Source organism: Carnobacterium sp. (genome assembly GCF_040274425.1).
Map to the genome: position 1 here is coordinate 1 of NZ_JBEMBC010000044.1, position 22452 is coordinate 22452.

A 22452-nucleotide genomic window follows, 5' to 3' on the forward strand; every position below is an offset into this window, starting at 1 on the left:
ACGCAAAAAAATACCCCCAGTATAGTAAAGTAGAATTTTTATTATTTCTACTGTCTACTATATTGGGAGCATATCAAATAGAGACAATGGGGGATTTATTTGGACAGAAAATACATAAAAAAATTTGCACGAGGAACCTTAAAACAAAACTTTTTAACGATAGTATTACTAACCAGTATTCCAATTGCACTTGATGTTTATGGAACATTACAAGAAACAGATAATTCAAATTTACTTCTTAGTTTTATTAGTTCAATAATTATTGGTATCCTTACTTCTTCTCTTTCTCCTTTCATTGATAAAGGGATTTTAAGATTTAGTCGGAATCAACAGTTTTCTTTTCAAAAAGACGTGTTAGAAACCGTTAAAAACCATGGCATACGATACATATTGACCATGTGGTTAAGAGAAATTTCAATCTTATTTTGGTCGCTTTTCTTAATCATACCTGGCATATATAAAAGCTATTCCTATTCTCTAGTCTCATACTTATTGGTAGACAATGAAGAACTAAGTTACAGAGATGCTCTTTATAGAAGCGAAGAATTAATGGAAGGATTCAAGATGGAATGGTTTATTCTAGATCTATCGTTTCTTCTTTGGGACATCTTAGCGTTATTCACATTTGGCATACCTTATATCTGGTTAACACCCTACAAGCGAACAACTTATGCTAAATTCTATGAGGAACGCATTAAACTATTATCAAATGTCAAATTTTCTATGACATAAAAGCTAAATATTTATTACTGTTTTATTGCAAACTAAAAAGAGCTAAACTTCCTTAAAACGGAGGTTTAGCTCTTTTTAGTTTGATTATACTTTAACTTTAGTTATTGGTTAAACAACTGAATTTTCTTCAGCTTGAGCTTCCTCAGCTTTTTTTGTAGCTTGAATATCTGCTATTTTAACGAACGGTGCGTAGATAACAACAGAAATAACTAAATTGACTGCAGCTAATACCCCGCCTGCAATACTCTGTGTAGCCAAGACCCCACCAATAATCGGAGGAGTTACCCATGGTGGCATGGTTACTGCTGCCGGAACCAATCCAATCTTCGTTGCTGTATAAGCTACGAGAACCAAAACAACTGGTGTTAAGATAAATGGAATGAACAGAATTGGATTCAATACAATTGGTAACCCAAACATCATAGGCTCATTGATATTAAAAATTCCCGGAGCCGTACTTAAACCCGTTATAACTTTATAAGCTTTATTGCGACGAGCAAAAATAAAAATTGCAATAATCAGACCCAATGTTGCTCCTGTTCCACCTAAGTTAACAAAAGAATCAAAGAATGGTTTATTAACAATATAAGGTGCAACATCTCCATTTGTCACAGCTGCCATATTTGCTTCAATGGCTGGTGCATTAATCGTTTGCATCAAAGGTTCAATCATATTAGCACCATGTAGTCCAAAGAACCATAGAAACGGCGTGATGAAAGCCAACAGAAGAGCTGAAGGTAATGTATTCGCTAATCCCATAAATGGTTGTTGAACTAAATCATAAAATGAAGTTACAATATCTGTTACACCAAATCCAATAAAGATCGTACAAATCAAACCAAATATACTGATCGTGATCATGGCTGGCAATAAAGCTGCAAATGATTTAGCCACTGCTGGAGGAACACCTTCTGGCATTGTGACAACCAATTTATCATTTCCTGACAAACGTGAGAAGATCTCAGCAGAAACCAACCCTACGATCAAAGCAATGAATAATCCATTTGAAGACATCCCTGTTAATCCACCTAATGCGAAGAAAGACGCTACAGATACAACTCCGGCAGCTACGCCGTCTTTATCATAATCTTTGGCTAAGTTGTGCGCAACTAGGAATGCAACTAGGACGGATAAAATACCAAATGTTCCATTCCAGACATTTCCTCCAAAAGATTTCCATAATTCTTCGCCAAAAATATTATTCATAAAATTTTGATAAGCTGGGATAGGTAAGTTGTTGATCAAGACTACTAATGATCCTAAAATCATTAAGGGCATTGTAACAATAAAAGAATCTCGAATTGCTACTAAATGACGTTGTGCACCAATTTTTGAAGCGCGTGGAATAAAGTGTGTTTCCATAAATTCAATAAAACCGTTCATTAATAATTCCTCCTTATGTATCTTTTAATAGTTTATTTAAAACAATAAGTCCTTTATCTAACTTTTGGTAAAATTTGGAATTTAAATTTCTGCCATGGCTTAATCAAGTCCAATAATACCATTTCACTTTCCACTACTCGCCCAACGACATTTGATTTACCTGAATTCTGCATTGGCAATCGCGCTAGTTGCAATTCTCCGGCATAACGTTCGTAAAGCGAACTTTCAATAATGATATCCCCCCTTTCAATAATACTTGGGGTATTAAATACCGGGAAATTGACACCGTTATATTTGACGCGACTTTGTGTGGAGCGAATGACATAATCCGATACATCTCCACGGTTGAAATGAAATTCTTCCAACACAATTTTCCGTTCTGTTTCTGGAATATCTTCAACTAATTCAACATTTAGTGTCAGTTGATAAGGATCAATTGTACTTAAGGCTTTTAATTCCTCTTCAGAAGCAAAAGCATTGCCAATAATCACATCATCGATGACATCTGTTGCCCAAAGATGTTTAGCTTGAACGGCTATCGGCCACTCACGATGCATTTCTAGAGTACATAATCCTTCACTGACTGGCCAAGGACCAATAGTTGCTTTTTGCGAACTAACAAACGCTGCTGTTCGAATGCCATTATTTTTGTATTGCTTAGATGTCTCAATAAAATGGTCATAACTTAGACCGGTGTAACGATGCGGATAGAAGTTATGGCACCCTAATAAATTTTCGGCATTAGCTTGATAACTCAAAATATTTTCTAAATAACGAGTACCATTACTAATATTCAATTCGATTTTTAACTCTTGTGGATTAAACGTCATGATTGATTCTTCATTCCCTGTAAAGCCCAAGTCTAGACGAATACCATCTGCTCCGATTTCTTTAAAAAATGTCAAATCGTCGTAACTGATGCCAAGATCGTTAAAGACAGAAGGACTAACATCGACAATGACTTCCATACCATATTCCATGGCAAAGCTGATCATTTCAGCGAACTCATCCACGACGGTTTGTTTATCTCCTTCAACGGATAACAAGCAACTAAAAATACGCTTAAATCCATAGCTAGAAGCCAGCTTTATATATTCTTTAATATCTGCTAAATTACTGTGATTTGGGTAAACTGAAATTCCTAACTTTCTCATCATTTATTCTGCTCCTTTTTTTTCAACTTAAAAATAATCATAAAAGCTTGGATAACCTTTTGGCAAAGCATTACTCCATTGATTGATAGTCTTATCCGATCCCTCTGCCTCTTTACGGAAAACATACCAATCTAGCGAATGGTAACCAATCATCAAGGCAGATAGTTTTCCAATATCCATTGTTAACGTTTCTTCATTTTTTGGTGTTTTAACAATCGTTACTTGTCCTTCTTGCTCAATTTTAAAGATTTGATTGTTCCATTCTGCTTGCTTATCTTGAACACTCAGATAAAGCGGCTCATCGATCTTACGAAAAGGAAAGGATTGCAAAAAGCGTTCCACGTCGACAATTCGAATCATTTTATCTTGTACAATTTTCTGTTGAAACTGTGGGTTTAAAAAAGCGGTTCCAAACGACTCCTGATTTGAAGCTTCTCCAATAATTTTTTCAACTTCCGCTGTATGTGATTGAATGAATTGCCACAGATTCTGTTGGCTTTCATAACTTATGGCATTAAAATCTAACAGTTCCAATGTTAAGTTTTGAATGGTATAACGAATGTATCCCATAACCTTTCCAAAGTCGTCTGTATATACAGCAAAAGAATTACCAGATGTACGATTTAACAAGCGTTGCCACCAATCATCTTCGCGAATCATTCGCCCATTTTGAATAGCGATTTGTTCATTGTAAAATGTTTTTATCTTACTGAACCAATGATCAAAATCTGGATCTAATTCGTCAAATCGATGAATGTTCCCTGTTGTTTTTCCTGAGGGAACCAATTGCTGAGCTGGCAATTCATACTGCACTTTATCAAAAAATAATTCCCAGCCGAAATGACGATAAAATGAAACAGAAAAAGGACTTAATACCGATAACAGTTGCCCTCTTTCACGCATTGTCTCTAATGAGCGTAATAATACTTGCTTCATGATGCCTGCATTTCGGTATTCAGGATACGTTGATACAAAACCAATTCCTCCCATATTATAAGGAACTCCGAAAACAGTCATCTGAAGCGGTAAAATAATTAATTGCGAAACGAGTTCTTTCTTGTCAAAAGCTCCTTGAATGGTACTGACGTTGACCCAATGCATAAAATCCTCTAATCGCTTGCCTTCGTATGCTGGACGAAAACAATAATTTTTCAGTTTGAGGACTTTTTTATAATCGTTTGATTGAACGATTTGATAAGTAATCATCTTACACCTCCACTATTTACGGTTTCTCTTAATAAGCTAGTTTAGAATAACTTCGTCAATAATAGTGCTGCTGCTCCTAAAACGGTTGCATCATCTCCTACTCTAGACAATGTGATCAATGTATTCTTCCTTGCTTGTTCTGTTAAGGCTCGTTGTTGAATAGTGGCCATGATACTGGGCATCAAAAACTCATGGCTTTTCATCACACCTCCACCGATAACAATTTTTTCTGGATTCACAGAATGAATCAAGTTAACAATACCAATTCCAATCAAGGTTCCTGTTTCTTCTAATATTTTTTGATACGCTTTTTGTCCACTTAAAGCGTATTCATAAACTTTCTCTCCAGTCAGGTCGTCTGGTGCATCTACTAGTTGTTTTTTTGCTCTGCGAACAATCGCATCCCCAGTTACAAATGTTTCAAAACAACCCAGATTACCACAACTGCATTTTTCTCCATCTAACGAAATCGTCATATGCCCAATTTCACCTGCAATGTCTTGTGCTCCATAACGTAAGTTTCCATTCTCAATGATCCCTGAACCTACCCCACGGCCAATATTTATAGTAGCAAACGACTTTAATGTTCCATAATTGCCAAACCAATATTCGCCTAACGCCATTGCCCGCGAATTGTTTTCAACGATGACTTGAAGATCAAAAGTTTCTTCCAACACTTCTTTTATATGCACATTTCTCAATCCAGAATTGGCTGAATATAAAGAAGTTCCTGTAGCAACTTCCACTACTCCATGCATTGCAATTCCGATGCCTTTTATTTTATCTCCCTCGGCTCCCATATCCTTGATAACAAGTTGAATGGCTTGAATCAGTACAGCTAGGAAACTATCTATGGTCGTATGTGATTGAATCGGTAATTCTGATCGTACTAGAATCGTTCCAACCAAATCACTCACACATGCTTTTATTGAATCAGAACCAGCGTCTACTCCAATTACATAATGTTCGTTTCTATTCAACAACAGCATCGTTGGTTTTCTTCCACCTTGAGATGCTCCTAAAATACTTTCTGCCACTAACTGTTCATCCATTAGTTCCTTCACAATACTACTGACAGTTGGTGGTGTTATCCCTGTGACTTTTGCAATCTCAGCTCTAGATATAGGACCAGACTGTCTAATCTTATTTAAAATTGTTGATTTATTAACGGACTTCATCAGTTTAAACGTCCCTCGAACCATCTCTTCCCACCTTTACAATAAAATCCAACCATTTTTATCCAACTTAATTAATTTAATTAACTAAGTGAATAAAAAAAATTATTTTACATTGAATGCTTCTTCAAAATTTCTAATTCTATTGTTATTATTTGTCTCTACATTGTATATAAAGCAAATTTTGTGCCAACACTTTTGCAGTGAAAACGTTGTTATAAGTGAGTTTCAACATTTACACAAATAAAAACAAAAAATACACACTGGATTTAGTGTGTATTTTTTGTGCTGATTTTATTTAGTGGTATTTATATTTTTTATAGTCCAATCATTTTTTTCACACCTAAATTTATTAATTATGTGATGAAAATGTACCTATTGGCAATTGATCGTTCAACAATTCATCTGATGGATCCAAATCTCTTTTTTGTTTTTTACCGGTTTCCCAATAAAGGACCATTATACCAAGTGTTAAGATTGAACTTAAGATATACGTTAATGTGCTCAAACCCATTCCCAATCCAATTGGTTCACTGAATATATAAACCACACAAGCATAGAGCATGAATATTCCGGGAAGAAGAGTCACAAAATAATTTTTATTTTTCAAATACAAGTAACGTGTTGAGACCAATAAAGAGATTACTGCCGTAACTTGATTTGCCCAGTTGAAATATCTCCATAAAATATTAAAATCAACTTGCGTTAGAATTAATGAAATAATATATAAAGGAATGGTTACCATCAATACTTTTTTCAGTGTATCTTGTTTAATATGCAAGTAATCTGCTGTTATTGTCCGTAAACTTCTAAATGCAGAAAGTCCTGAAGAAATCGGCAACACAATTACCCCTATAATCGCAACTGTCCCAAACACACTGCCTAGTAGCATGTAAGATACTTGGTTGACTACAAGTGAAGGCGTTCCATTATTGATCATTTGGCTGAGTGTCTGTCCATCAAATAAAGACATAGAAGCTGCTGCCCAAATCATTGCAATTACACCCTCAGCGATCATCATGCCATAAAAAGTAAAGCGTCCTTCTTTTTCATTTTTAGATGTTCTAGAAACCATTGGCGCTTGCGTAGCGTGGAAACCAGATAAAGCTCCACAAGAAATGGTAAAGAATAAAGCAGGAAAAATTGGTGTACCTTCTGGATTGAAATTTTGCATCGTGCCTGGTGTTAAGTTCGGAATGGTGTGTCCGCCAAAAATCAAACTCAATCCAATAGCTAGTGTGCTGATAATTAAAATAGCACCAAAGTAAGGGTAAACAGCTCCCATCGCTTTATCGATTGGTAAAATGGTTGAAACTAGATAATAAACAAAAATCAATCCAATAATTACTCCTAATGTTAACCAATCGGGAGTAATACTTTCAATCAAGTTAGCTGGTGAAGTAACAAAAACAGTACCAACTAACATCAAAAGCAACATAGAGAAAATATTCACGACATGTTTTACTGGTTTTCCTAAGTATTTACTAGCTAATTCTGGTAAATGGGCGCCATCATTTCGTAAAGAAATCATACCTAGCATATAGTCATGTACGGCCCCTCCTAGAATACAGCCTACGATAATCCAAATGTAAGCAACTGGTCCGTAAAGCGCTCCCATTATCGGACCAAAAATAGGTCCTGTTCCTGCAATATTTAATAATTGAATAATAGCATTTTTTGATTTAGACATCGGAATAAAATCATATCCGTCCCTTAACGCTTCTGCAGGTGTTGTACGATCCGGATCAATCCCAAAATTCTTTTCAATATACTTTCCATAAACAAAATAACCTAAAATTAATAACGCGATACCACCCAACAATGTAATCATGCTTTCCTACCTCCTTATAGTATTAAATAAAAAAGTTACCACTTTTTTTAATAGCCCTACTGTACTATAAAAAGTGAGGCTTAAGATTCAATTCAAGCTGACATAGCAAAACTGCAGGCTAACATGCTCGCCTGCAGTTCTCAAATTCATTTGATTGATGAGCCATTACAATCCTACTTCTTCTTTAAATTGCTTCATATAGTGTCTGCTTACCGGGATCTTTACTTGATTACTCATAGTAACAAGAAACGTGTGGTTAAACCACGGTTGTATTTCTAGGATTTCTTTTACGTTAAGCAGATAAGAACGATGCACACGTAAAAAGGCATGTCCTTTTACTTTTTCTTCATAGGCATTTAACGGTTCATTTGTAGTATACTCTCTCTCGATAGTATAAATAGTTGTGATGCCATTATCCACAGCAATCGCAATAATGTCTTCAATTTTAACAATATAAATGCGTTCGTCCATTTGAATAGGAATCGTCTTCAAAAATTCTGGCTTATTCTCCTGCAAATGAACTTGTTCTTTTTTATAACTAGCCCACGCTTTTTGCACAGCATCCTGAATTCGAGGCCATTCAAATGGTTTTAAGACATAGTCCGTTGCATTTAATTCAAATGCCTTGATCGCATATTCATCATAAGCTGTCGCAAAGATAACCATTGGCGGATTTTTTAATTGATTAATTTTATTCGCTAACGTCAGTCCACTTTCACTGGTCAAATGAATATCTAAGAAAATCAAGTCAATTTCATATTGTAGCATTTTTTCTAAAGCTTCTTCAATCGATTCCGCTTCAACAACAGATGCAATCCCTTCGCAACGTTCCAATAAATACGCCAACTCATTTCTTGCTAAGGGTTCATCATCCACTATTAGGGTATGCATGCTTATTCATCCTTTCCTTGATAAGGTATCTTACAAAAAACAACGGTTCCTTGCTTTGAAGACTCGAAGTTCAATTGAGCTTTATCCCCAAATAAACTGATCAGACGCTTATTTAAATTCTCTAAAGCTGAGCCGGTTCCTTTTTCAGATGGAACATTTTCTTTACCTAATTTTCCCATCCTATCCTCTTCTATCCCATATCCATTATCTTTTACACTTACGAGAATGTCCTGATCCATCTTATTGACCGTTACTTGGACTAGATTATCCACTTTTCGGTTTTTAAAGGCATGTTTAAAGGCATTTTCTACCAAAATCTGAATCACAAACGGAGGCAACAAGATATCCTTTAATCCATCTTCTATGTTCAATTCGACTTGATAACGGTCTGGAAAACGCGCTTGTTCCAAGTTCATATAAGCTTCCACTTGAAGGAGTTCTTTTTCTAAAGGGATCACATTCGTTCTGGCTCCTTGTAAATTTGATCGAAAAAAAGTACTCAGTTGTAACAACATTTCACGAGCTTTTTCGCTATCTACACGGATCAGCGCAGAAATGGTATTAATAGTATTAAAGAAAAAATGCGGATTTACTTGAGCTTGCAGCGATTTTATTTCTGCGTCTTGTAAGAGCTGACTTTGTAATTCCATTTCGCCAAGTTCAATTTGGCTGGAAAATATAGTGGCCAAGCCTTCAGCCAATTGTCTTTCAACAAAGGTCAGTTTTGAGGCGTCAGTGAAATACAACTTTAACGTTCCAATCGTTTTTTCCTTTGACTTTAACGGAATAACGATTGCTGCTTCTAATGGGCAGCCAGTATGATTGCACCCGATTTCTTCATGGGAATGTGCTTCTTTGATTTCTCCCGTTCGCAAAACTTCTTTAGATAAATTGGTCACTATTTTTTTTGACGGAAAATGATGGTCACTAGCTGCGCCAACATGTGCCAATATACTATCTTGGTTGGTTATACTTACGGCAGAAACTTTAATCAGCTTTTGAATGATTTTTGCTGCTTGTGTGCAAGATTCTTCATTCATGCCCGAACGAAAATAAGGCATCGTTTCATTGGCTAGTTGGAAAACATCATGCGTTTGGACTGCTCTTGTTTGTTCTTCCTGACGCAACGTTGAATCAATAATGGATAAGAAAATTCCCGTTCCAATACTATTCGTCAATACCATTGGCAAGATTATAAACTGTACTAGCGCTAGTGATTCTTGAAATTGTGTACTTAATAAAATAATACAAACCATTTGAACAGCTTCCATCGCTGCCCCAATGGCGAGACCTTCTCCAATTTTTGGATAAGTGTTTTTCCGAATAGATTTCAAGCCATATAACCCGGAAAATAATCCAACTAAAATAGAAGAAATCACATAAATATAAGCATCCATGCCACCTTGAAAATAGCGGATCGCTCCTGAAATAATGCCCACACTCATACCGATAATCGGTCCTCCTATCAATCCTGAAACACCAATCGTCAATACACGAGTATTAGCCAGCGAAGAATGAGTGGATAAATCAGTAAATGGTTGATCAATCATAATTTGATTTCCGTCAATTTCTATACCGGTAAAATTAGAAATAATAGCAAATATTCCGAATACTACAATCAGCTGAACCATCGTACTTGCTCTTCTTCGATTTCCTAAAAGATTTTTAAAATAAGGGATATTCATTAAAATATATGCCAAAATAATAATTAATCCGCCACGTTCAAGCATTAAAATAAATAAGTTGAACATCTTTTCACTTCCTATAGTTTGATACCTTTAGTTTACCTTACAAAAACTAGTTATGCACACAAATAAATAGAGCTCTACATCACTTGATGTAAAGCTCTATTTATTTTATTGTTCATCATTTTTATATTCTAAAATATCTCCTGGCTGGCAATCTAATGCTTTACAGATCGCCTCTAACGTTGAAAATCGAATAGCTTTCGCTTTTCCATTTTTCAATATAGAAAGATTAGCCATTGTAATACCTACCTTATTCGAAAGCTCTGTTACGCTCATTTTACGTTTAGCCAACATCACGTCAACATTAATTATAATTGCCATATTACTCACCTCGGATCAGACTATTAAATCATTTTCTTTTTTTATATCAATGGCTTCTTCTAAAAGTCTTTGAAGAACTGCTGCAAACACTGTGATAACAAAAGATGCAAAGACTGGAACCATTCCGACTAAAACAAGCCCAGGCGCATCATCCATTTGTGCTACACCAAAAACAAATGGCAGCATCACCACATATAAACCACAGATTATTAAAGCACAAAACTTAATATTTTTAAGCGCTTTAACCGATAGATCAGAGAACGCTTGGTTCATATCAATATGATTTAACAATTTAAAAGCTTGATATAAAGCAATGAAAAACGGTATGGCAGATATATACATACCAATTATAATAGGATAAAGTAACTGATCATAATCTGGATTTGCTGGATTACTCGTTAACCAAATAAATCCAACTATACTCAACACAAAAACAGGAAGACCTATTAAAATTAATGCTGCTTTTAAAAAAACTGTTGTACCCCGTTTCATAAATAAAACCTCCCTTACTTAATATAACTTTATTTTAGCATCTTAATTATCGTTTAACAATAAATAAATATCATTTTGGGATATATTTAAGTTGTTTAGTAATTTTTTAATCTGCCAAAACTAATAGGCTTTTTTACAAATAACTACTAGTTTCAAGTAATCAGCGGCTCATAATAGAAATTTGACTATTTAGATTGCGAAATATATAGTTAAAGTAAGAATTAGGTAAGCGGTATTCATCTTAAATTTATTTTACATAATAATTACTCATAACTACAATTAAACAACAATTCTAAATGATATTTATTTTAGGAGGGATAAGGTGGAGGCATTTTCAGATTATTTATCAAAAATTGATACTATTGAACATCGAGATCGAACAGAAGAAGTACTGAATTGGGTAGCAAAAACTTTCCCAATCTTGAAACCAAGAGTAGCATGGAATCAGCCTATGTTTACGGATCATGAAACATTTATTATTGGATTTAGTGTAGCCAAACAACATATGTCTGTTGCTCCTGAAAAGGCAGGGATACGTCAATTTTCTAATGAAATTGTACAAGCCGGCTATAATCCCACTAAGGAAATTTTCCGTATTCAGTGGGACAGTCCGATAGATTTCGCATTACTTGAAAAAATAATCGAATTTAATATTTCAGATAAAGCAGATTGTTCAACTTTTTGGCGTAAATAAAAACCCCTAGAAATTTTCTACGGGTTTTTATTTGTTTTCAAACCATCTAGCCAAAGTTATTAAGCATATAACTTTATCAAGAATAACTAAAAATGTGTAGTAGATTTATTCTGAAATAATCAATTATTCTAAGTTTAATATCTTTTCTCCTATTATATGCTCATCTACTAAGGACATCATAGTCAGTTTAACTGGGTTAGTATTTTCTAATTTTAAGGAATAAATAAATTCAACGGTTTCTCCAGGATCAACCTCTGATACCTTATTGCCTAATGTATGGCTATACTTGCTATCCTTAGCAGTTTTTTCTGAAATAACTGCTTGTTCTTCTAAAAAGACTTCTTCTTGTTCCACCGTTTGACTAACAGTAAAATACCAAAAATCTTGTATGGGTATCCTTTTTTCATCAGCAAGATTGGTATATTCAGCCAATAGCAAAAGGCTTGGATTCCCTTCTTTATCATCCCTTACTTCGTAAGAAAGAAATTTAATCGTTGCATCAAGTGTGACTAATTCATCATCCTTATAATAGGGTACGATAAGTTCTTCTATACTTTCAGACTCTTGGGAACTCATACTCGAGGAACTCTCATTTGAAGTTTTACATGCCGTTACACTTATCATCGCTAACGCTATTAATAAAGCAAATTTAAATTTACTTTTCATTTTTACCTCTCCTCATTTTAGCTTTATACCAATATATCTTTTTTGTTAAATGAAGAATAAACTACAAATAATAATGAAATAAGATAAATACTGTTTATCACTATAGTATTCTGGAAATGGCTACTGATTTAACTATTTTGCTAAGTAACCCATAGCCGTAAATAGGAAATTACATCTTAACAACTATATTTTTTCTCCTTTATCCTCTATGTAAACCAATAGGTGCTAAAAGCAACCAATAGTTGATAGTCAACAATCGTTATTTTCGGTATGATAGAAGAAAATAATCAAAAAGGAGAACGACATATGGCTTTAGGAGAACGCTTGAAAGAAAGTAGAGTTAACAAAGGATTTTCGCAAGGAGATGTTGCTGAACATTTACAAATCTCTAGACAATCTATTTCAAAATGGGAAACCGGAAATGGTTATCCAGATTTAGACAATTTAGTTAAACTAAGTGTTTATTATGAAGTTTCGATTGACGATTTGCTTAAAGAAAATCAAAAACTTAAGAATAAAATCCATGAAAATGAAATTAAAATTGAAGAAAACCACCAAAAGTTAGATTTTATTCGTGGATTTATTGAAAAAGATGAAGGACTGCTATTGTTAACTATTGCTTTTATTGGATGTTTGATTCCTCCATTAGGTTTTCTTGTGGCTCCAGTTGTGATCAACCGAAATAAAAAAACAAACACACTGTATAAGTTTGTTTACTTAGCGTGTGCTTGTTGTTTATTCGTTAATTCATTTGCTGTTTACAGTATTGTTGGAGACTACTTAGGATGGGGAACAACCACTGTTGAATATCTTGGCGAATAAACTAACGTCTGACTTAATTAATAAGTAACAGCAATACTGCTTCCAGATAGTTTAGCTCTTAAATTTATGGAAGATTCTAGACCCAATACTGTTCGTTTTAAATAATAAGTAGCTTGTGTAGAACTATCCACTTTTAAAAGCAAACTTTTAAAGCTTCCAGTATAGGCAGTTGCTGAACTAGAGTGTGCTCGAGTAATTTTATTGTTGCTTACATCAATTTTATAACTTGCTTTCCATTGTAACGCCCGTTCTTTTGTAATTTTGTATGTACCATTACTAACACTACTTGCTGCTAATGAAAATTGTGGTTCTTTTTCAACGGTAATAATGAAGCTTTCACCTAAATCATTTTCAACTTCAAACTGCTGTGATCCACTCTGTTCTACATCATAAATGACAGTGTTCTCAGTTGGAGCTATTGTCTCTGCAGCCTGTACATCTTTAGCACCAAAACAAAAAATAGTAAAACAACCTAAAATAAAGACTAATTTCTTCAAATAAATCCCTCCAGATAGTTTTTTAATAACAACTATAATATAACAGATATGATTGTGATATTTAAGCTTTTTTTTAAATAATTATTCCTATATCATTTATGTTAAATTCAGTCAAAAGTCAATCTAAATAGGAGGTTTTAGTTTGAGTATTTATAGACTACAAGTAGTAGGCATCATTCTTTTAGATATCGGGTATTTGCTCTACCTATTTACATTCCTGCATGATTCAACTCTATCTGCATTAGGTATTAAAGAATGGAGCAGTTTAGTATTTATACTGATTTTTTCAGTCTATGCAACGATTAGTACCCTCAAAGAAATTACTGAAGAGTAGCTATTTTAAATGGGGACAATTTAAGAACAAAAAAAATAAAGGAAATTTCGAGAGAATGGAGTAACCCCATGGAAATACTATTATATATACTGATATTTCTTATTGGTTATTCCTTGTTATGTATGCTAATAGCTTTATTAGTTTCAATATACAAAGCACTCAGATACAAAGTATCTTTTAAAAAATCCTACAAAGAAACATTTTTGTTCTTTTTGTTTGAATTATTTGATCCATTTAATTATTTTTAAATAAGATAATTAAATGTAAAATACGATCCATAATTGCTCTGCATCTTTTCGGTTAGGTAAAAATTTTAAATTACTGATAATATCAACTAAAAACCAGATGGGAAAAACTCCATCTGGTCATACACTACTTAATTATTTTTTATATGTAGTATGCACTATTCTAATCTGTTACTTTCGGTTAGGATAGTTATTTATTGTATTTTTTTAGTTCTTGGCTAATTTCACTTAAGTACTTATTTCGTTCTTTTGTTAATTTTATAAATTTTAATACGGTGTAGATAAAAAATATAAAAACGACCGGCCAAAACGCAATAATCATTATTCCATAAACTTGAAAAAGAACATCTGAAAATTCCATAAAATTCCTCCTATCCTAGATAATTAATAATTAAGACAAATTATCTATTCAATTTCATTATAGAGAACTAAAAAGATAAAACGTATTACTAAAGTTATTTTAATTATACTTTAAAAAGTTATTAGTTTCTAACTATGTTCATAACAATTACACCCTATTAATGACTTAAAAACCTCTTTAATTAATTTAGCCTATCAACTTCGAAAGAGAAAATTCATCTTCATACTCCTCATTAATACAGAGTGAATCTTTCTTTAGTCCTTCAATTTTAAAACCCATTTTTTTATAGAGATTTAGCGCTGCTTCATTGGTCGTTAAAACTGTCAGTTCTAATCGATGAATTTGCTGTTGTTCTGCTAATTCAAAGAGCTTATAAAATAATTCAGTGCCCACGCCCCTACCGCGAAATTCACTATGAACACCCACTGCAACGTATGCTCTATGAGAAACCCTTTTAGGATGATCAACTTTCACCACCATATATCCTAATAAATATTGGTTTTCAATGGCTACTAATAGTGCACCTTTAGGAGACTCGTTTAGTCTACCAATCATCTGTTTTACACCCTCGATAGAAATAGTACGTTCTCCTGGTTCAAATAACATATTTCCAGATTCTTCTACATTTTTTATAACCTCTAAGAGTTCTACTGCATCTTCTATTTTGGCTTCTCTTATTTTCATAAATATCTCCTTAAAACTTAATTTTGATTAGTATATCACTATCCCTTACATTGAAGATAGTTCTAAAAAAGTATTTGAATAATAACCTTAACCCATTTTTCAAGGTATAAAAAAAAATTATACCAATTAGTCTTTAATTCTTTTTTTCGCTATACTTAATAATAAAAACAAATTATAACCATTTCTTTCTTTTTTATTTTTCGTTAATTTACTATTGCTCTATTTTTATGATAATTCCTATTAGATGATTAAAATCTGTCAAAGTTGAACCTTAAATTTAAAATCGACTTTTTATTTATTGAGATTATTATCCTCTTAAGTCATAATAGACTCGAAAGATGCTTTTATCGTTTTTAAATAAAATGTACATAGGAGTGGATTTAATGATAGAAAAATATGAAGCCTTACAAGCAAAATTAAAATCCTTATTAAAAAAAGAAGAAAGTTCAAAAATAAGATTTGAAGAAAATACTATACGATATGAGTCTGCAAAAGCAAACTTTGATAAAGAAAGCGAAGACATTGAAAAATTACAAACTGAATCGTTATCTACTTTCTTGAAACGATTAATTGGAAATTACGAAAAAAAATTAGATAAAGAAATGCAGGAACAACTAACCGCTAAAATGGAATTAGATTTATCTTTAGCATTAATGTTAGAATCTAGAGAAGAATTAGCTGATATTCAAACAGCTATTGACCAAACTACTGCTGAACTCAATCAGTTAAAAGAACTTTTATACCGACAAGATAGTGATTTTCGCGAAAAAATTAGTAATGAAGAATTCAGACGTGCTCACCTTAAACAAGAATTAATTGAACTTGAGGAAGCATCTGCAGCTGGAGAAAGAGTCTTAAATGGAATAGATATTGCGTTAGATGACTTAGATTCAGCTGATTCTTTTTCAACCTGGGATATGTTTACAGACAGTAGTTTTATCGTTGATATGATGAAATACGATAAAATTGATAAAGCTGAAGCTAAAATGAATCAACTAGAACAACTCCTAGGACGTTATGCCAAGGAATTAAAAGATGTTTCTTTAGATACTTACCTTAGCTATGAAAAATTTAGTGGTATGGGTAAAACTTTCGACATTTTCTTTGATAATATTTTTTCTGATTGGGATACCAAAGACAAAATTGGACGAAATATTGAAATGCTTGAAAACCTCGGAACAACTATCAAGGAACTGCAAAATAAACTTGAAGATAACAAAGAAGAGATTCAAAAGCAAATTGAAGAGTCCGAAATTTTATATTAAAACGATTGACAACAAGCTAATAAGATTCTAAAAAACACGCTATTTATTTTAAATGGCGTGTTTTTTAGAATCTATATTTTTTTACTTTTTTTGATTAAGTAAACAATGACTTACACTTAGTCGCTCTATCTTCAGCACTCACAAGGCTATTTAGTTTACCTTAAATATAGAAAGCGTTATCCTTAAACTAACTTCAAAGGAGGACTTTTTATGAAAAAAAAGGCAATTCCCAAATTTTTAATAATAGGATTATGTGGAATGATATTGATAGGATGTTCAAACAATGATGATACAACTGACACGTCATCATCTATCAATGAATCATCAAAGGTAGAAAGCATGGACACTACTAGCAGCGAAAGCAGTTCAGCAGTTTCCGAAACAAGTAGCAGTTCAAGTAGCGAAGAAACAACTAGCTCTTCTACTGATCAAGAAAGTCAAGAAACGCCTTCAAACGAACTTATTGATGTATCTTCTGAATTCGAAATGATTCCTGAGCTTGTCTTATTACCAACAACTTTTCCATCCATGGAACCTTCTTCGGTTACAGCAGATTTAATAACCAATGAAGGAGATAACTATACCGTTAGTTATACGGATGTCCAAGGAGAATTAGCCGAAGTCACCGGAACGGTCTATGAAAATCCGGCTTTAGCAAGTGAAGAAATGGACACCTTCTCAAATGGAAAATCAGTAGAACCACACGAGGAAGGCAGCTTTGATTTGGGCTACGGGATTACCGGGTATGGAGAAGGCGCTGCTGGGTCTCAATACTTTAGTTGGGAAGAAGGAAACTGGTTGTTTTCTATCCGTTCTGTTAGCGAAGATCAAATGGATAACCCTGGAATAGCAAAAAAAATAGTAGAATATTTAGAAGAGCATTATCTTCCAGCTCCTAAAGATCAGGTATCGTTTATATACAATACCCACAAGGTGGAGAAGAAGTTAACGTAGATATTCGTTGGCAAGAGAATAACATCATATACCAACTGAAAACAACTCGAGTCCCATTAGATGCTTTAGAAATGGTGGTTTCGATGAATCAATCATAAATTCAAACCATTATTTTTCACCAAACAGAAAACAGTCCACAGTAAGGTGGTAAAAAAACAAAAAAGAATTGCCATATAAAGGCAATTCTTTTTTTGTTAAGCTTACAGTTTATCTTTTATCTTGTTTACAATCCCTTTTGTTGGTGTTGTAGCCGGTTCAATATCTATTGATTTTTGGACCATCTCATGTCTTTCACCTAGATTTTCATCGGTCTTTTTATCCCATAGTTCTTTTTGTCTCTTTTGAACCATAGATCCCATTGCTTTAGGAATAACATTTCGATAGTCATTTGTTTCTCCAGTTAGCACTTTAATGGACTCTTTGATAACTTCTTCGGGATCAAATTGCTCATAAGGAAATGCTAACTGCTCGTAATCAAATAGACGCTCTTCTGGATTGTCTCTCCAAGTTCTCCATGCTTCGAATTCTCGATCATTGAATCCCGTCAAGAATGGTCCCGGATTGATAGTTGCCACTTGCACATTAAACTCCTGAAGTTCTTTGCTTAGCGATTCGGAAAAGGCTTCTAATGTGAATTTTGATCCACCATAAGGGCCTGATATTGGATCTGCCATTAGCCCTGAAACAGAAGACATAAATACGATTTTGCCGCGTTGTTTTTTTGCCATTGTCTTAGCTATTTTTTGGGTCAATAACATTGGTCCAAATACATTCACTTCAAATTGACGGCGTAATTGTTCTTCTGGTATATCTACCAGTGATCCGCCTTCTGAAATTCCAGCATTATTCAAGAGGACATCAATATCCCAAGTCCATGCTCTTTCTCTATCTGCTGGATTGGTTACATCCAATTTCTCAACTTGTATCTCAATTTTCTTTTCTTCTGCTTCATTTAACAATGCGGATACTTCAGACATTGTTTCGACTCCGGCGATAACTTTTTTCCCTTGTTCAGCCAGACCAAAAGCAATACCTTTTCCAAATCCTGTTCCTGCACCTGTAATCAAATACGTTTCTTGTACCATATACTATTCCTCCTAAAAGATTTAATAGCTTGGTTAACTCACTAAGAAGTATAATGGTACAAGGAAACCGTTTCCAGTAATACGCATTCTTAACTTACAATTTATATTTAAAAAAAACTAAATAATAGAATACAATTGCTGAAAGTGACCAATTGTGTAATCAGCATATTTATTTTTTTCCTTTTTCTCGTTAAAATAACAAGCACTGACTCCAGCATTTTTTGCAGCTAATAGATCTAGCTCTCGATCTCCAATCATTAGGGCTTCATCAAGTTGAATAGCATGCTCATTGATCAGATAATTTAGTGCCTCAGGGTTTGGTTTTCTTTCAAATCCTTGATCAAACGTAATAAAGTCAGAAAAATAATCATATAATCCATATTTTTTTAACAATACTACTGCAGACTTTCCTCTATGAGTGTACAAATAGTTTTTTCTATTCGTTGAATGGATATATTTACAGATATCTTCAATGTCCTCAAATGGTTTAGCTAATTCAATTCCTTTAGTTTTCCGTAGAATTTTAAAGCCCTCAATAACATCATTGCTTATTGCATACTTTTTCTCATAGTATGTTAAAGCAAATGACATAGATACTTGCATGTATTGTATAATTTCATCTAATGGCTCTTCTATTCCTTCTTTCTCCAGTAATTCTTTAAAAATTTTTGCCATTACTGGATAAGTATCAAAAAGAGTTCCATCAAAATCCCAAATTACGTGTTTAAACATATGTTATTTTCCTCCCATGAATAATTTTCCTTAAAAATCTTAGTGATAATACTTATGTTTACAATTGTTATGCTAAAATAACATTACCATTCTTTATGAAAAGAGGACAATTATGATTCAAATTCGAGATATGCAGATGACTGATGCTGAAGCAATCAACTTAATTAATACGGATTCTCTAGGATATGACATTTCCATAGAAATTACTAAAAAACAGATGGAAAGGTTACTCATTAACCCTGACCATCATATTATTTTCGTTGCTGAAGAGGAAGAGATAGTTGTAGGCTATGTGCATGCCGAATTATATGAAGCGCTCTATTCTGAACCTATGCTAAATGTATTGGCTTTGGCAATTAATCAAAACTATCAGCAAAGAGGTATTGGAAAACAATTAATGCAAAGAATCGAACAAGTAGCTAGTGAACGTAACTTAATTGCCGTACGCTTAAATTCTGGAGAAACTAGACTCGGCGCTCATAAATTTTACGAGTCTATTGGCTATAGTAGTGACAAAAATCAAAAAAGATTTCTGAAAATTATTTAGTAGCGTCAATTTGAACTAACGATAAAAACCTATTTTTCCAGAAAAGTAATCTTTTATTGCGTCTTTGTGCTGTTGATTGGCTATTTCTGGTAGATTAGTTCTAGAAAAAAATCCTAAGTCTAACGTTTCACTATTTTCGTGAGAAAGGTTGCCATCAACTAGTTTAAAAATAAACATTGTTGTAATGGTTTGAGCTTTATCTCCATTAGGATATGTATCAAAATAATTGGAATAAACACCTAGTAACGATACAATTTCCACATGCAAGCCTGTCTCTTCTAATACTTCTCTGATTGCGGTCTGTTTAACTGATTCGCCCTTTTCAACAGCACCACCAGGTAAGCCCCACAATTTTTTATCGCTTCTTAACTGCAGTAAAATTTCATTTTTTTGATTTGTTATGATTCCCCCTGAAAAATTTAAGATAATCTCTTGATTACCAATATAACTTCTGATCCAATGTATGTAATCCACTCAGCATCTCCTTACTACTACTTTTTATGGGTCCAAATTCATTTAAAATTATTCGTCAAAATAGGTTTGCTCAACCCGATAGTTGTTATTTCATTATTTTTAAAGACATCAATAGACTCTATTTTTATAGCAACTTGATATATAAACGTAATTTTCACAATCCAAGGCATTAACCCTTTTATTTTTGAAAAGTCTTCAAAACCAAAATGAGGATTAAAATGATTGATAATTGTACTTAGAGCTGTACCATGACTCCCAATAACACAATTTCCCTCTGGATGTAACTGCACTAGTTCCATTAACGCTGTTACATTTCTTAATTGAACTTCTCTTAGACATTCTCCACTAGATAACCTGTAGTTAAAGTCATCCCACTGTCTCTGACTAAAAGTATTAAAGTCCTCAACCCAACTAGAAATACTACGTTCTCTAAAGCCCTCAATACACGCTACATCAATAGCAAGCATTTCAGATAACTCTTTAACTGTATCAACTGCTCTGACATAAGGACTAGAATAGATGTATTGAATATTCTTATCTTTCAAATAATTGGTAACTAATGCTCTATCTTGTAATCCTTTTTCAGTTAATGGTCTTGAAAACTCATCATGAACTCTAATATCTGACTCAACGTGCCGAACAAAATAAATCTCTCCCACTTCTACTCCTCCTATATTTTAACCATGCAAACAAATCTTTTATTTTCTAGTTTTTTTGTCTATATTTTTTAGAAAACAGTTTAAGAAGAAAAATCAGCACCAAAAATCCAATCATATAGAATAGTAAAAAATTTCCTTCACCATATTTGAAAATCAACCTAGAGCTATAAGCTGCACCAATTACCATATAAATTAACGCTATTAAATAATACCCATTCTGTTTAACCAATTTCACAAGTCTTTTACCATATTTTTTAGCAGTTCTCATACACATTCCCACCTTTAAGTATTTCAAACTCAATGTATAGGATAAAAATTATAACTCTATTATGTAATTATTCGCTCTAAGTGTCCTTCCAATAGTTGTTTATTTTCTTTTAAATTGACTTTAAAATACACAGCTCTTAAGTAATTACGGACGTTACTAATTATCCGAGTATCTAAATGACTATAGGTTCTCTTTGATAAAAAAATATTAATTAAACTCTCTATTCTATGGATAAACTCCTGGGTGATTCCATAGCGATTGATTAAAGCAGCAGACGGAGTTGAAAGTCTTTCTATTTCATCATCTTCATAAACAAAAGGACTATTTACACAGAAAACTAGTGCTTCTACCGCTTTTTCATACATGCTTTGTTTAAATGATGGATGAGTAATAATCTCGTCTAATAAATCAGCACAATGTGCAATCGAGTGTGCCCAACCTTTATCTTCTGTAAAACCACGCTTATCCTGTTCATTTATAAGATAAAAACAAGTCGTATCTAATAAAAAAGAAATTTGATTCTTTTCAAGAAACTGCTGTTCTTTGTCTTTATTAATTAAAAGTCCTAGAACAAGTGCTGAAAATGAACGTTTATAAACCGAATCATTATTCTTAGATCCAATTCCATGCAATAAATACTGACTAGATAGTAATTGATTAAATAAATTTTTCAATTGTTCCTTGGTTAAATAATCTTTAGTAATCATTTCTAAAAAAGCATTATAGATTAATTTATCTCTAATATAGTGGTTGGTATTGCCTATATTTAGTAACATCTCATTTAAAAGACACTCGCTATTACCATAATTTTTCTCTTCCAATTTTTTAATTAGCATTTTCTCACTCCTTAAAATATTCATTGTCTTTTTATATCTAATACAAATAAAATAAGTTAGAATTAAAGAATAATTAAATTAAAAATATAGTATTCTAATGATTTTAGTATATTAATCTTATTTTAAAAGAACAATGTTTTTTTAATTTTTAACAGATTTAATTTCTGCGTTATTTTTAATAAATTCCTATGTATTGCTACTTAGATTTGATCAGTTCAACTGGATTTTTAGTCTCCGTTAGTCGAATTAAGGCTTATTGCATCTACTCAAATAAAAATCGGTTTTGAGTTAATCGAATTAGGCTTTATTGTGTCTACTCAAATGAAAATCGGTTCTGAGTTAATCGAATTAGGCTTTATTACGTCTACTCAAATGTAAATCAGTTTTGAGTTAACC

The 22452-nt window shown here is 33.1% G+C and carries 26 protein-coding genes; 7 read left to right on the forward strand and 19 right to left on the reverse strand.

What is annotated here, in order from left to right:
• Positions 1-99: 99 nt before the first annotated feature.
• Entirely contained in the window at positions 100-732 is a 633-nt protein-coding gene (locus ABS911_RS09315; protein WP_350467336.1) for a DUF975 family protein, read from the forward strand.
• Positions 733-840: 108 nt separating this feature from the next.
• Here the strand turns inward: ABS911_RS09315 and ABS911_RS09320 are convergent, their stop codons facing one another.
• The 9 genes from ABS911_RS09320 to ABS911_RS09360 all read right to left on the reverse strand — a co-directional run bounded on the left by ABS911_RS09320 (position 841) and on the right by ABS911_RS09360 (position 10933).
• On the reverse strand, positions 841-2115 hold the full coding sequence (locus ABS911_RS09320) for a PTS sugar transporter subunit IIC (protein ID WP_350467337.1): 1275 nt from the start codon (positions 2113-2115) through the stop codon (positions 841-843).
• Between the two features lie 53 nt (positions 2116-2168).
• The gene (locus tag ABS911_RS09325; RefSeq protein ID WP_350467361.1) at positions 2169-3269 is read right to left on the reverse strand and encodes a DUF871 domain-containing protein; all 1101 of its coding nucleotides are present in this window, start codon (positions 3267-3269) and stop codon (positions 2169-2171) included.
• A gap of 27 nt (positions 3270-3296) precedes the next feature.
• On the reverse strand, positions 3297-4475 hold the full coding sequence (locus ABS911_RS09330) for a GNAT family N-acetyltransferase (protein ID WP_350467338.1): 1179 nt from the start codon (positions 4473-4475) through the stop codon (positions 3297-3299).
• Between the two features lie 41 nt (positions 4476-4516).
• Positions 4517-5677: an ROK family transcriptional regulator gene (locus ABS911_RS09335; RefSeq protein WP_350467339.1), complete on the reverse strand. Its 1161-nt coding sequence runs from the start codon at positions 5675-5677 to the stop codon at positions 4517-4519.
• 325 nt (positions 5678-6002) lie between these two features.
• Positions 6003-7481 carry a carbon starvation CstA family protein gene (locus ABS911_RS09340; RefSeq protein WP_350467340.1) on the reverse strand — a complete coding sequence of 493 codons (1479 nt, stop codon included), beginning with the start codon at positions 7479-7481 and terminating at the stop codon, positions 6003-6005.
• Positions 7482-7646: 165 nt separating this feature from the next.
• Positions 7647-8372 (reverse strand): LytTR family transcriptional regulator DNA-binding domain-containing protein, encoded by a 726-nt coding sequence (locus tag ABS911_RS09345; RefSeq protein ID WP_350467341.1) that lies wholly within the window; start codon positions 8370-8372, stop codon positions 7647-7649.
• Positions 8373-8374: 2 nt separating this feature from the next.
• On the reverse strand, positions 8375-10123 hold the full coding sequence (locus tag ABS911_RS09350; RefSeq protein WP_350467342.1) for a LytS/YhcK type 5TM receptor domain-containing protein: 1749 nt from the start codon (positions 10121-10123) through the stop codon (positions 8375-8377).
• A 105-nt stretch (positions 10124-10228) separates the two neighbouring features.
• Complete coding sequence (locus tag ABS911_RS09355; RefSeq protein ID WP_350467343.1) at positions 10229-10441, reverse strand: helix-turn-helix domain-containing protein; 213 nt, start codon at positions 10439-10441, stop codon at positions 10229-10231.
• Positions 10442-10456: 15 nt separating this feature from the next.
• Positions 10457-10933, reverse strand: a complete 477-nt coding sequence (locus ABS911_RS09360) for a DUF2975 domain-containing protein (RefSeq protein WP_350467344.1) — start codon at positions 10931-10933, stop codon at positions 10457-10459.
• A 322-nt stretch (positions 10934-11255) separates the two neighbouring features.
• Here ABS911_RS09360 and ABS911_RS09365 point away from each other — a divergent pair, with 322 nt between their 5' ends.
• Complete coding sequence (locus tag ABS911_RS09365; protein WP_350467345.1) at positions 11256-11627, forward strand: iron chaperone; 372 nt, start codon at positions 11256-11258, stop codon at positions 11625-11627.
• 123 nt (positions 11628-11750) lie between these two features.
• Here the strand turns inward: ABS911_RS09365 and ABS911_RS09370 are convergent, their stop codons facing one another.
• On the reverse strand, positions 11751-12293 hold the full coding sequence (locus ABS911_RS09370; protein ID WP_350467346.1) for a DUF5067 domain-containing protein: 543 nt from the start codon (positions 12291-12293) through the stop codon (positions 11751-11753).
• A 306-nt stretch (positions 12294-12599) separates the two neighbouring features.
• On the opposite strand from ABS911_RS09370, the gene ABS911_RS09375 reads away from it, so the two are divergent.
• A complete protein-coding gene (locus ABS911_RS09375) occupies positions 12600-13115 on the forward strand; it encodes a helix-turn-helix domain-containing protein (protein WP_350467347.1) in 516 nt (171 codons plus the stop codon).
• Between the two features lie 17 nt (positions 13116-13132).
• Here the strand turns inward: ABS911_RS09375 and ABS911_RS09380 are convergent, their stop codons facing one another.
• A complete protein-coding gene (locus tag ABS911_RS09380) occupies positions 13133-13612 on the reverse strand; it encodes a DUF5626 family protein (RefSeq protein ID WP_350467348.1) in 480 nt (159 codons plus the stop codon).
• A gap of 142 nt (positions 13613-13754) precedes the next feature.
• Between ABS911_RS09380 and ABS911_RS09385 the strand changes: the two genes are divergently transcribed.
• Positions 13755-13946 (forward strand): hypothetical protein, encoded by a 192-nt coding sequence (locus tag ABS911_RS09385; protein ID WP_350467349.1) that lies wholly within the window; start codon positions 13755-13757, stop codon positions 13944-13946.
• Positions 13947-14381: 435 nt separating this feature from the next.
• On the opposite strand, the gene ABS911_RS09390 is transcribed toward ABS911_RS09385, so the two are convergent.
• Together ABS911_RS09390 and ABS911_RS09395 are read right to left on the reverse strand one after the other, a co-directional pair.
• Positions 14382-14552 carry a hypothetical protein gene (locus tag ABS911_RS09390; RefSeq protein ID WP_350467350.1) on the reverse strand — a complete coding sequence of 57 codons (171 nt, stop codon included), beginning with the start codon at positions 14550-14552 and terminating at the stop codon, positions 14382-14384.
• Between the two features lie 186 nt (positions 14553-14738).
• Positions 14739-15236, reverse strand: coding sequence for a GNAT family N-acetyltransferase (locus ABS911_RS09395; RefSeq protein WP_350467351.1), 498 nt, complete (start codon positions 15234-15236; stop codon positions 14739-14741).
• Between the two features lie 383 nt (positions 15237-15619).
• On the opposite strand from ABS911_RS09395, the gene ABS911_RS09400 reads away from it, so the two are divergent.
• Both ABS911_RS09400 and ABS911_RS09405 read left to right on the forward strand, forming a co-directional pair.
• Positions 15620-16501, forward strand: coding sequence for a hypothetical protein (locus ABS911_RS09400; protein WP_350467352.1), 882 nt, complete (start codon positions 15620-15622; stop codon positions 16499-16501).
• A gap of 210 nt (positions 16502-16711) precedes the next feature.
• The gene (locus ABS911_RS09405; protein ID WP_350467353.1) at positions 16712-17455 is read left to right on the forward strand and encodes a hypothetical protein; all 744 of its coding nucleotides are present in this window, start codon (positions 16712-16714) and stop codon (positions 17453-17455) included.
• A gap of 200 nt (positions 17456-17655) precedes the next feature.
• On the opposite strand, the gene ABS911_RS09410 is transcribed toward ABS911_RS09405, so the two are convergent.
• Together ABS911_RS09410 and ABS911_RS09415 are read right to left on the reverse strand one after the other, a co-directional pair.
• Positions 17656-18540: an SDR family oxidoreductase gene (locus ABS911_RS09410; protein ID WP_350467354.1), complete on the reverse strand. Its 885-nt coding sequence runs from the start codon at positions 18538-18540 to the stop codon at positions 17656-17658.
• A gap of 117 nt (positions 18541-18657) precedes the next feature.
• Positions 18658-19272 carry an HAD-IA family hydrolase gene (locus ABS911_RS09415; protein ID WP_350467355.1) on the reverse strand — a complete coding sequence of 205 codons (615 nt, stop codon included), beginning with the start codon at positions 19270-19272 and terminating at the stop codon, positions 18658-18660.
• Positions 19273-19384: 112 nt separating this feature from the next.
• Between ABS911_RS09415 and ABS911_RS09420 the strand changes: the two genes are divergently transcribed.
• Entirely contained in the window at positions 19385-19819 is a 435-nt protein-coding gene (locus tag ABS911_RS09420; RefSeq protein ID WP_350467356.1) for a GNAT family N-acetyltransferase, read from the forward strand.
• A gap of 15 nt (positions 19820-19834) precedes the next feature.
• Here ABS911_RS09420 and ABS911_RS09425 read toward each other — a convergent pair whose 3' ends face one another.
• Genes ABS911_RS09425 through ABS911_RS09440 form a run of 4 tightly spaced genes read right to left on the reverse strand, consistent with a single transcriptional unit; the run spans position 19835 to position 22056 of the window.
• Positions 19835-20293 carry an NUDIX hydrolase gene (locus tag ABS911_RS09425; protein WP_350467357.1) on the reverse strand — a complete coding sequence of 153 codons (459 nt, stop codon included), beginning with the start codon at positions 20291-20293 and terminating at the stop codon, positions 19835-19837.
• Positions 20294-20331: 38 nt separating this feature from the next.
• Positions 20332-20952 carry a histidine phosphatase family protein gene (locus ABS911_RS09430; RefSeq protein ID WP_350467358.1) on the reverse strand — a complete coding sequence of 207 codons (621 nt, stop codon included), beginning with the start codon at positions 20950-20952 and terminating at the stop codon, positions 20332-20334.
• Between the two features lie 46 nt (positions 20953-20998).
• Complete coding sequence (locus tag ABS911_RS09435; RefSeq protein ID WP_350467359.1) at positions 20999-21220, reverse strand: hypothetical protein; 222 nt, start codon at positions 21218-21220, stop codon at positions 20999-21001.
• 59 nt (positions 21221-21279) lie between these two features.
• Entirely contained in the window at positions 21280-22056 is a 777-nt protein-coding gene (locus ABS911_RS09440) for a DUF2785 domain-containing protein (RefSeq protein WP_350467360.1), read from the reverse strand.
• Between the last annotated feature and the right edge of the window lie 396 nt (positions 22057-22452).

Coding starts and splice junctions, on each gene's coding strand:
- ABS911_RS09320 (WP_350467337.1), bottom strand. CDS start 2,115: ATGAACGGTTTTATTGAATTTATGGAAACACACTTTATTCCACGCGCT.
- ABS911_RS09325 (WP_350467361.1), bottom strand. CDS start 3,269: ATGAGAAAGTTAGGAATTTCAGTTTACCCAAATCACAGTAATTTAGCA.
- ABS911_RS09330 (WP_350467338.1), bottom strand. CDS start 4,475: ATGATTACTTATCAAATCGTTCAATCAAACGATTATAAAAAAGTCCTC.
- ABS911_RS09335 (WP_350467339.1), bottom strand. CDS start 5,677: ATGGTTCGAGGGACGTTTAAACTGATGAAGTCCGTTAATAAATCAACA.
- ABS911_RS09340 (WP_350467340.1), bottom strand. CDS start 7,481: ATGATTACATTGTTGGGTGGTATCGCGTTATTAATTTTAGGTTATTTT.
- ABS911_RS09345 (WP_350467341.1), bottom strand. CDS start 8,372: ATGCATACCCTAATAGTGGATGATGAACCCTTAGCAAGAAATGAGTTG.
- ABS911_RS09350 (WP_350467342.1), bottom strand. CDS start 10,123: ATGTTCAACTTATTTATTTTAATGCTTGAACGTGGCGGATTAATTATT.
- ABS911_RS09355 (WP_350467343.1), bottom strand. CDS start 10,441: ATGGCAATTATAATTAATGTTGACGTGATGTTGGCTAAACGTAAAATG.
- ABS911_RS09360 (WP_350467344.1), bottom strand. CDS start 10,933: ATGAAACGGGGTACAACAGTTTTTTTAAAAGCAGCATTAATTTTAATA.
- ABS911_RS09370 (WP_350467346.1), bottom strand. CDS start 12,293: ATGAAAAGTAAATTTAAATTTGCTTTATTAATAGCGTTAGCGATGATA.
- ABS911_RS09375 (WP_350467347.1), top strand. CDS start 12,600: ATGGCTTTAGGAGAACGCTTGAAAGAAAGTAGAGTTAACAAAGGATTT.
- ABS911_RS09390 (WP_350467350.1), bottom strand. CDS start 14,552: ATGGAATTTTCAGATGTTCTTTTTCAAGTTTATGGAATAATGATTATT.
- ABS911_RS09395 (WP_350467351.1), bottom strand. CDS start 15,236: ATGAAAATAAGAGAAGCCAAAATAGAAGATGCAGTAGAACTCTTAGAG.
- ABS911_RS09400 (WP_350467352.1), top strand. CDS start 15,620: ATGATAGAAAAATATGAAGCCTTACAAGCAAAATTAAAATCCTTATTA.
- ABS911_RS09405 (WP_350467353.1), top strand. CDS start 16,712: ATGAAAAAAAAGGCAATTCCCAAATTTTTAATAATAGGATTATGTGGA.
- ABS911_RS09410 (WP_350467354.1), bottom strand. CDS start 18,540: ATGGTACAAGAAACGTATTTGATTACAGGTGCAGGAACAGGATTTGGA.
- ABS911_RS09415 (WP_350467355.1), bottom strand. CDS start 19,272: ATGTTTAAACACGTAATTTGGGATTTTGATGGAACTCTTTTTGATACT.
- ABS911_RS09420 (WP_350467356.1), top strand. CDS start 19,385: ATGATTCAAATTCGAGATATGCAGATGACTGATGCTGAAGCAATCAAC.
- ABS911_RS09435 (WP_350467359.1), bottom strand. CDS start 21,220: ATGAGAACTGCTAAAAAATATGGTAAAAGACTTGTGAAATTGGTTAAA.
- ABS911_RS09440 (WP_350467360.1), bottom strand. CDS start 22,056: ATGCTAATTAAAAAATTGGAAGAGAAAAATTATGGTAATAGCGAGTGT.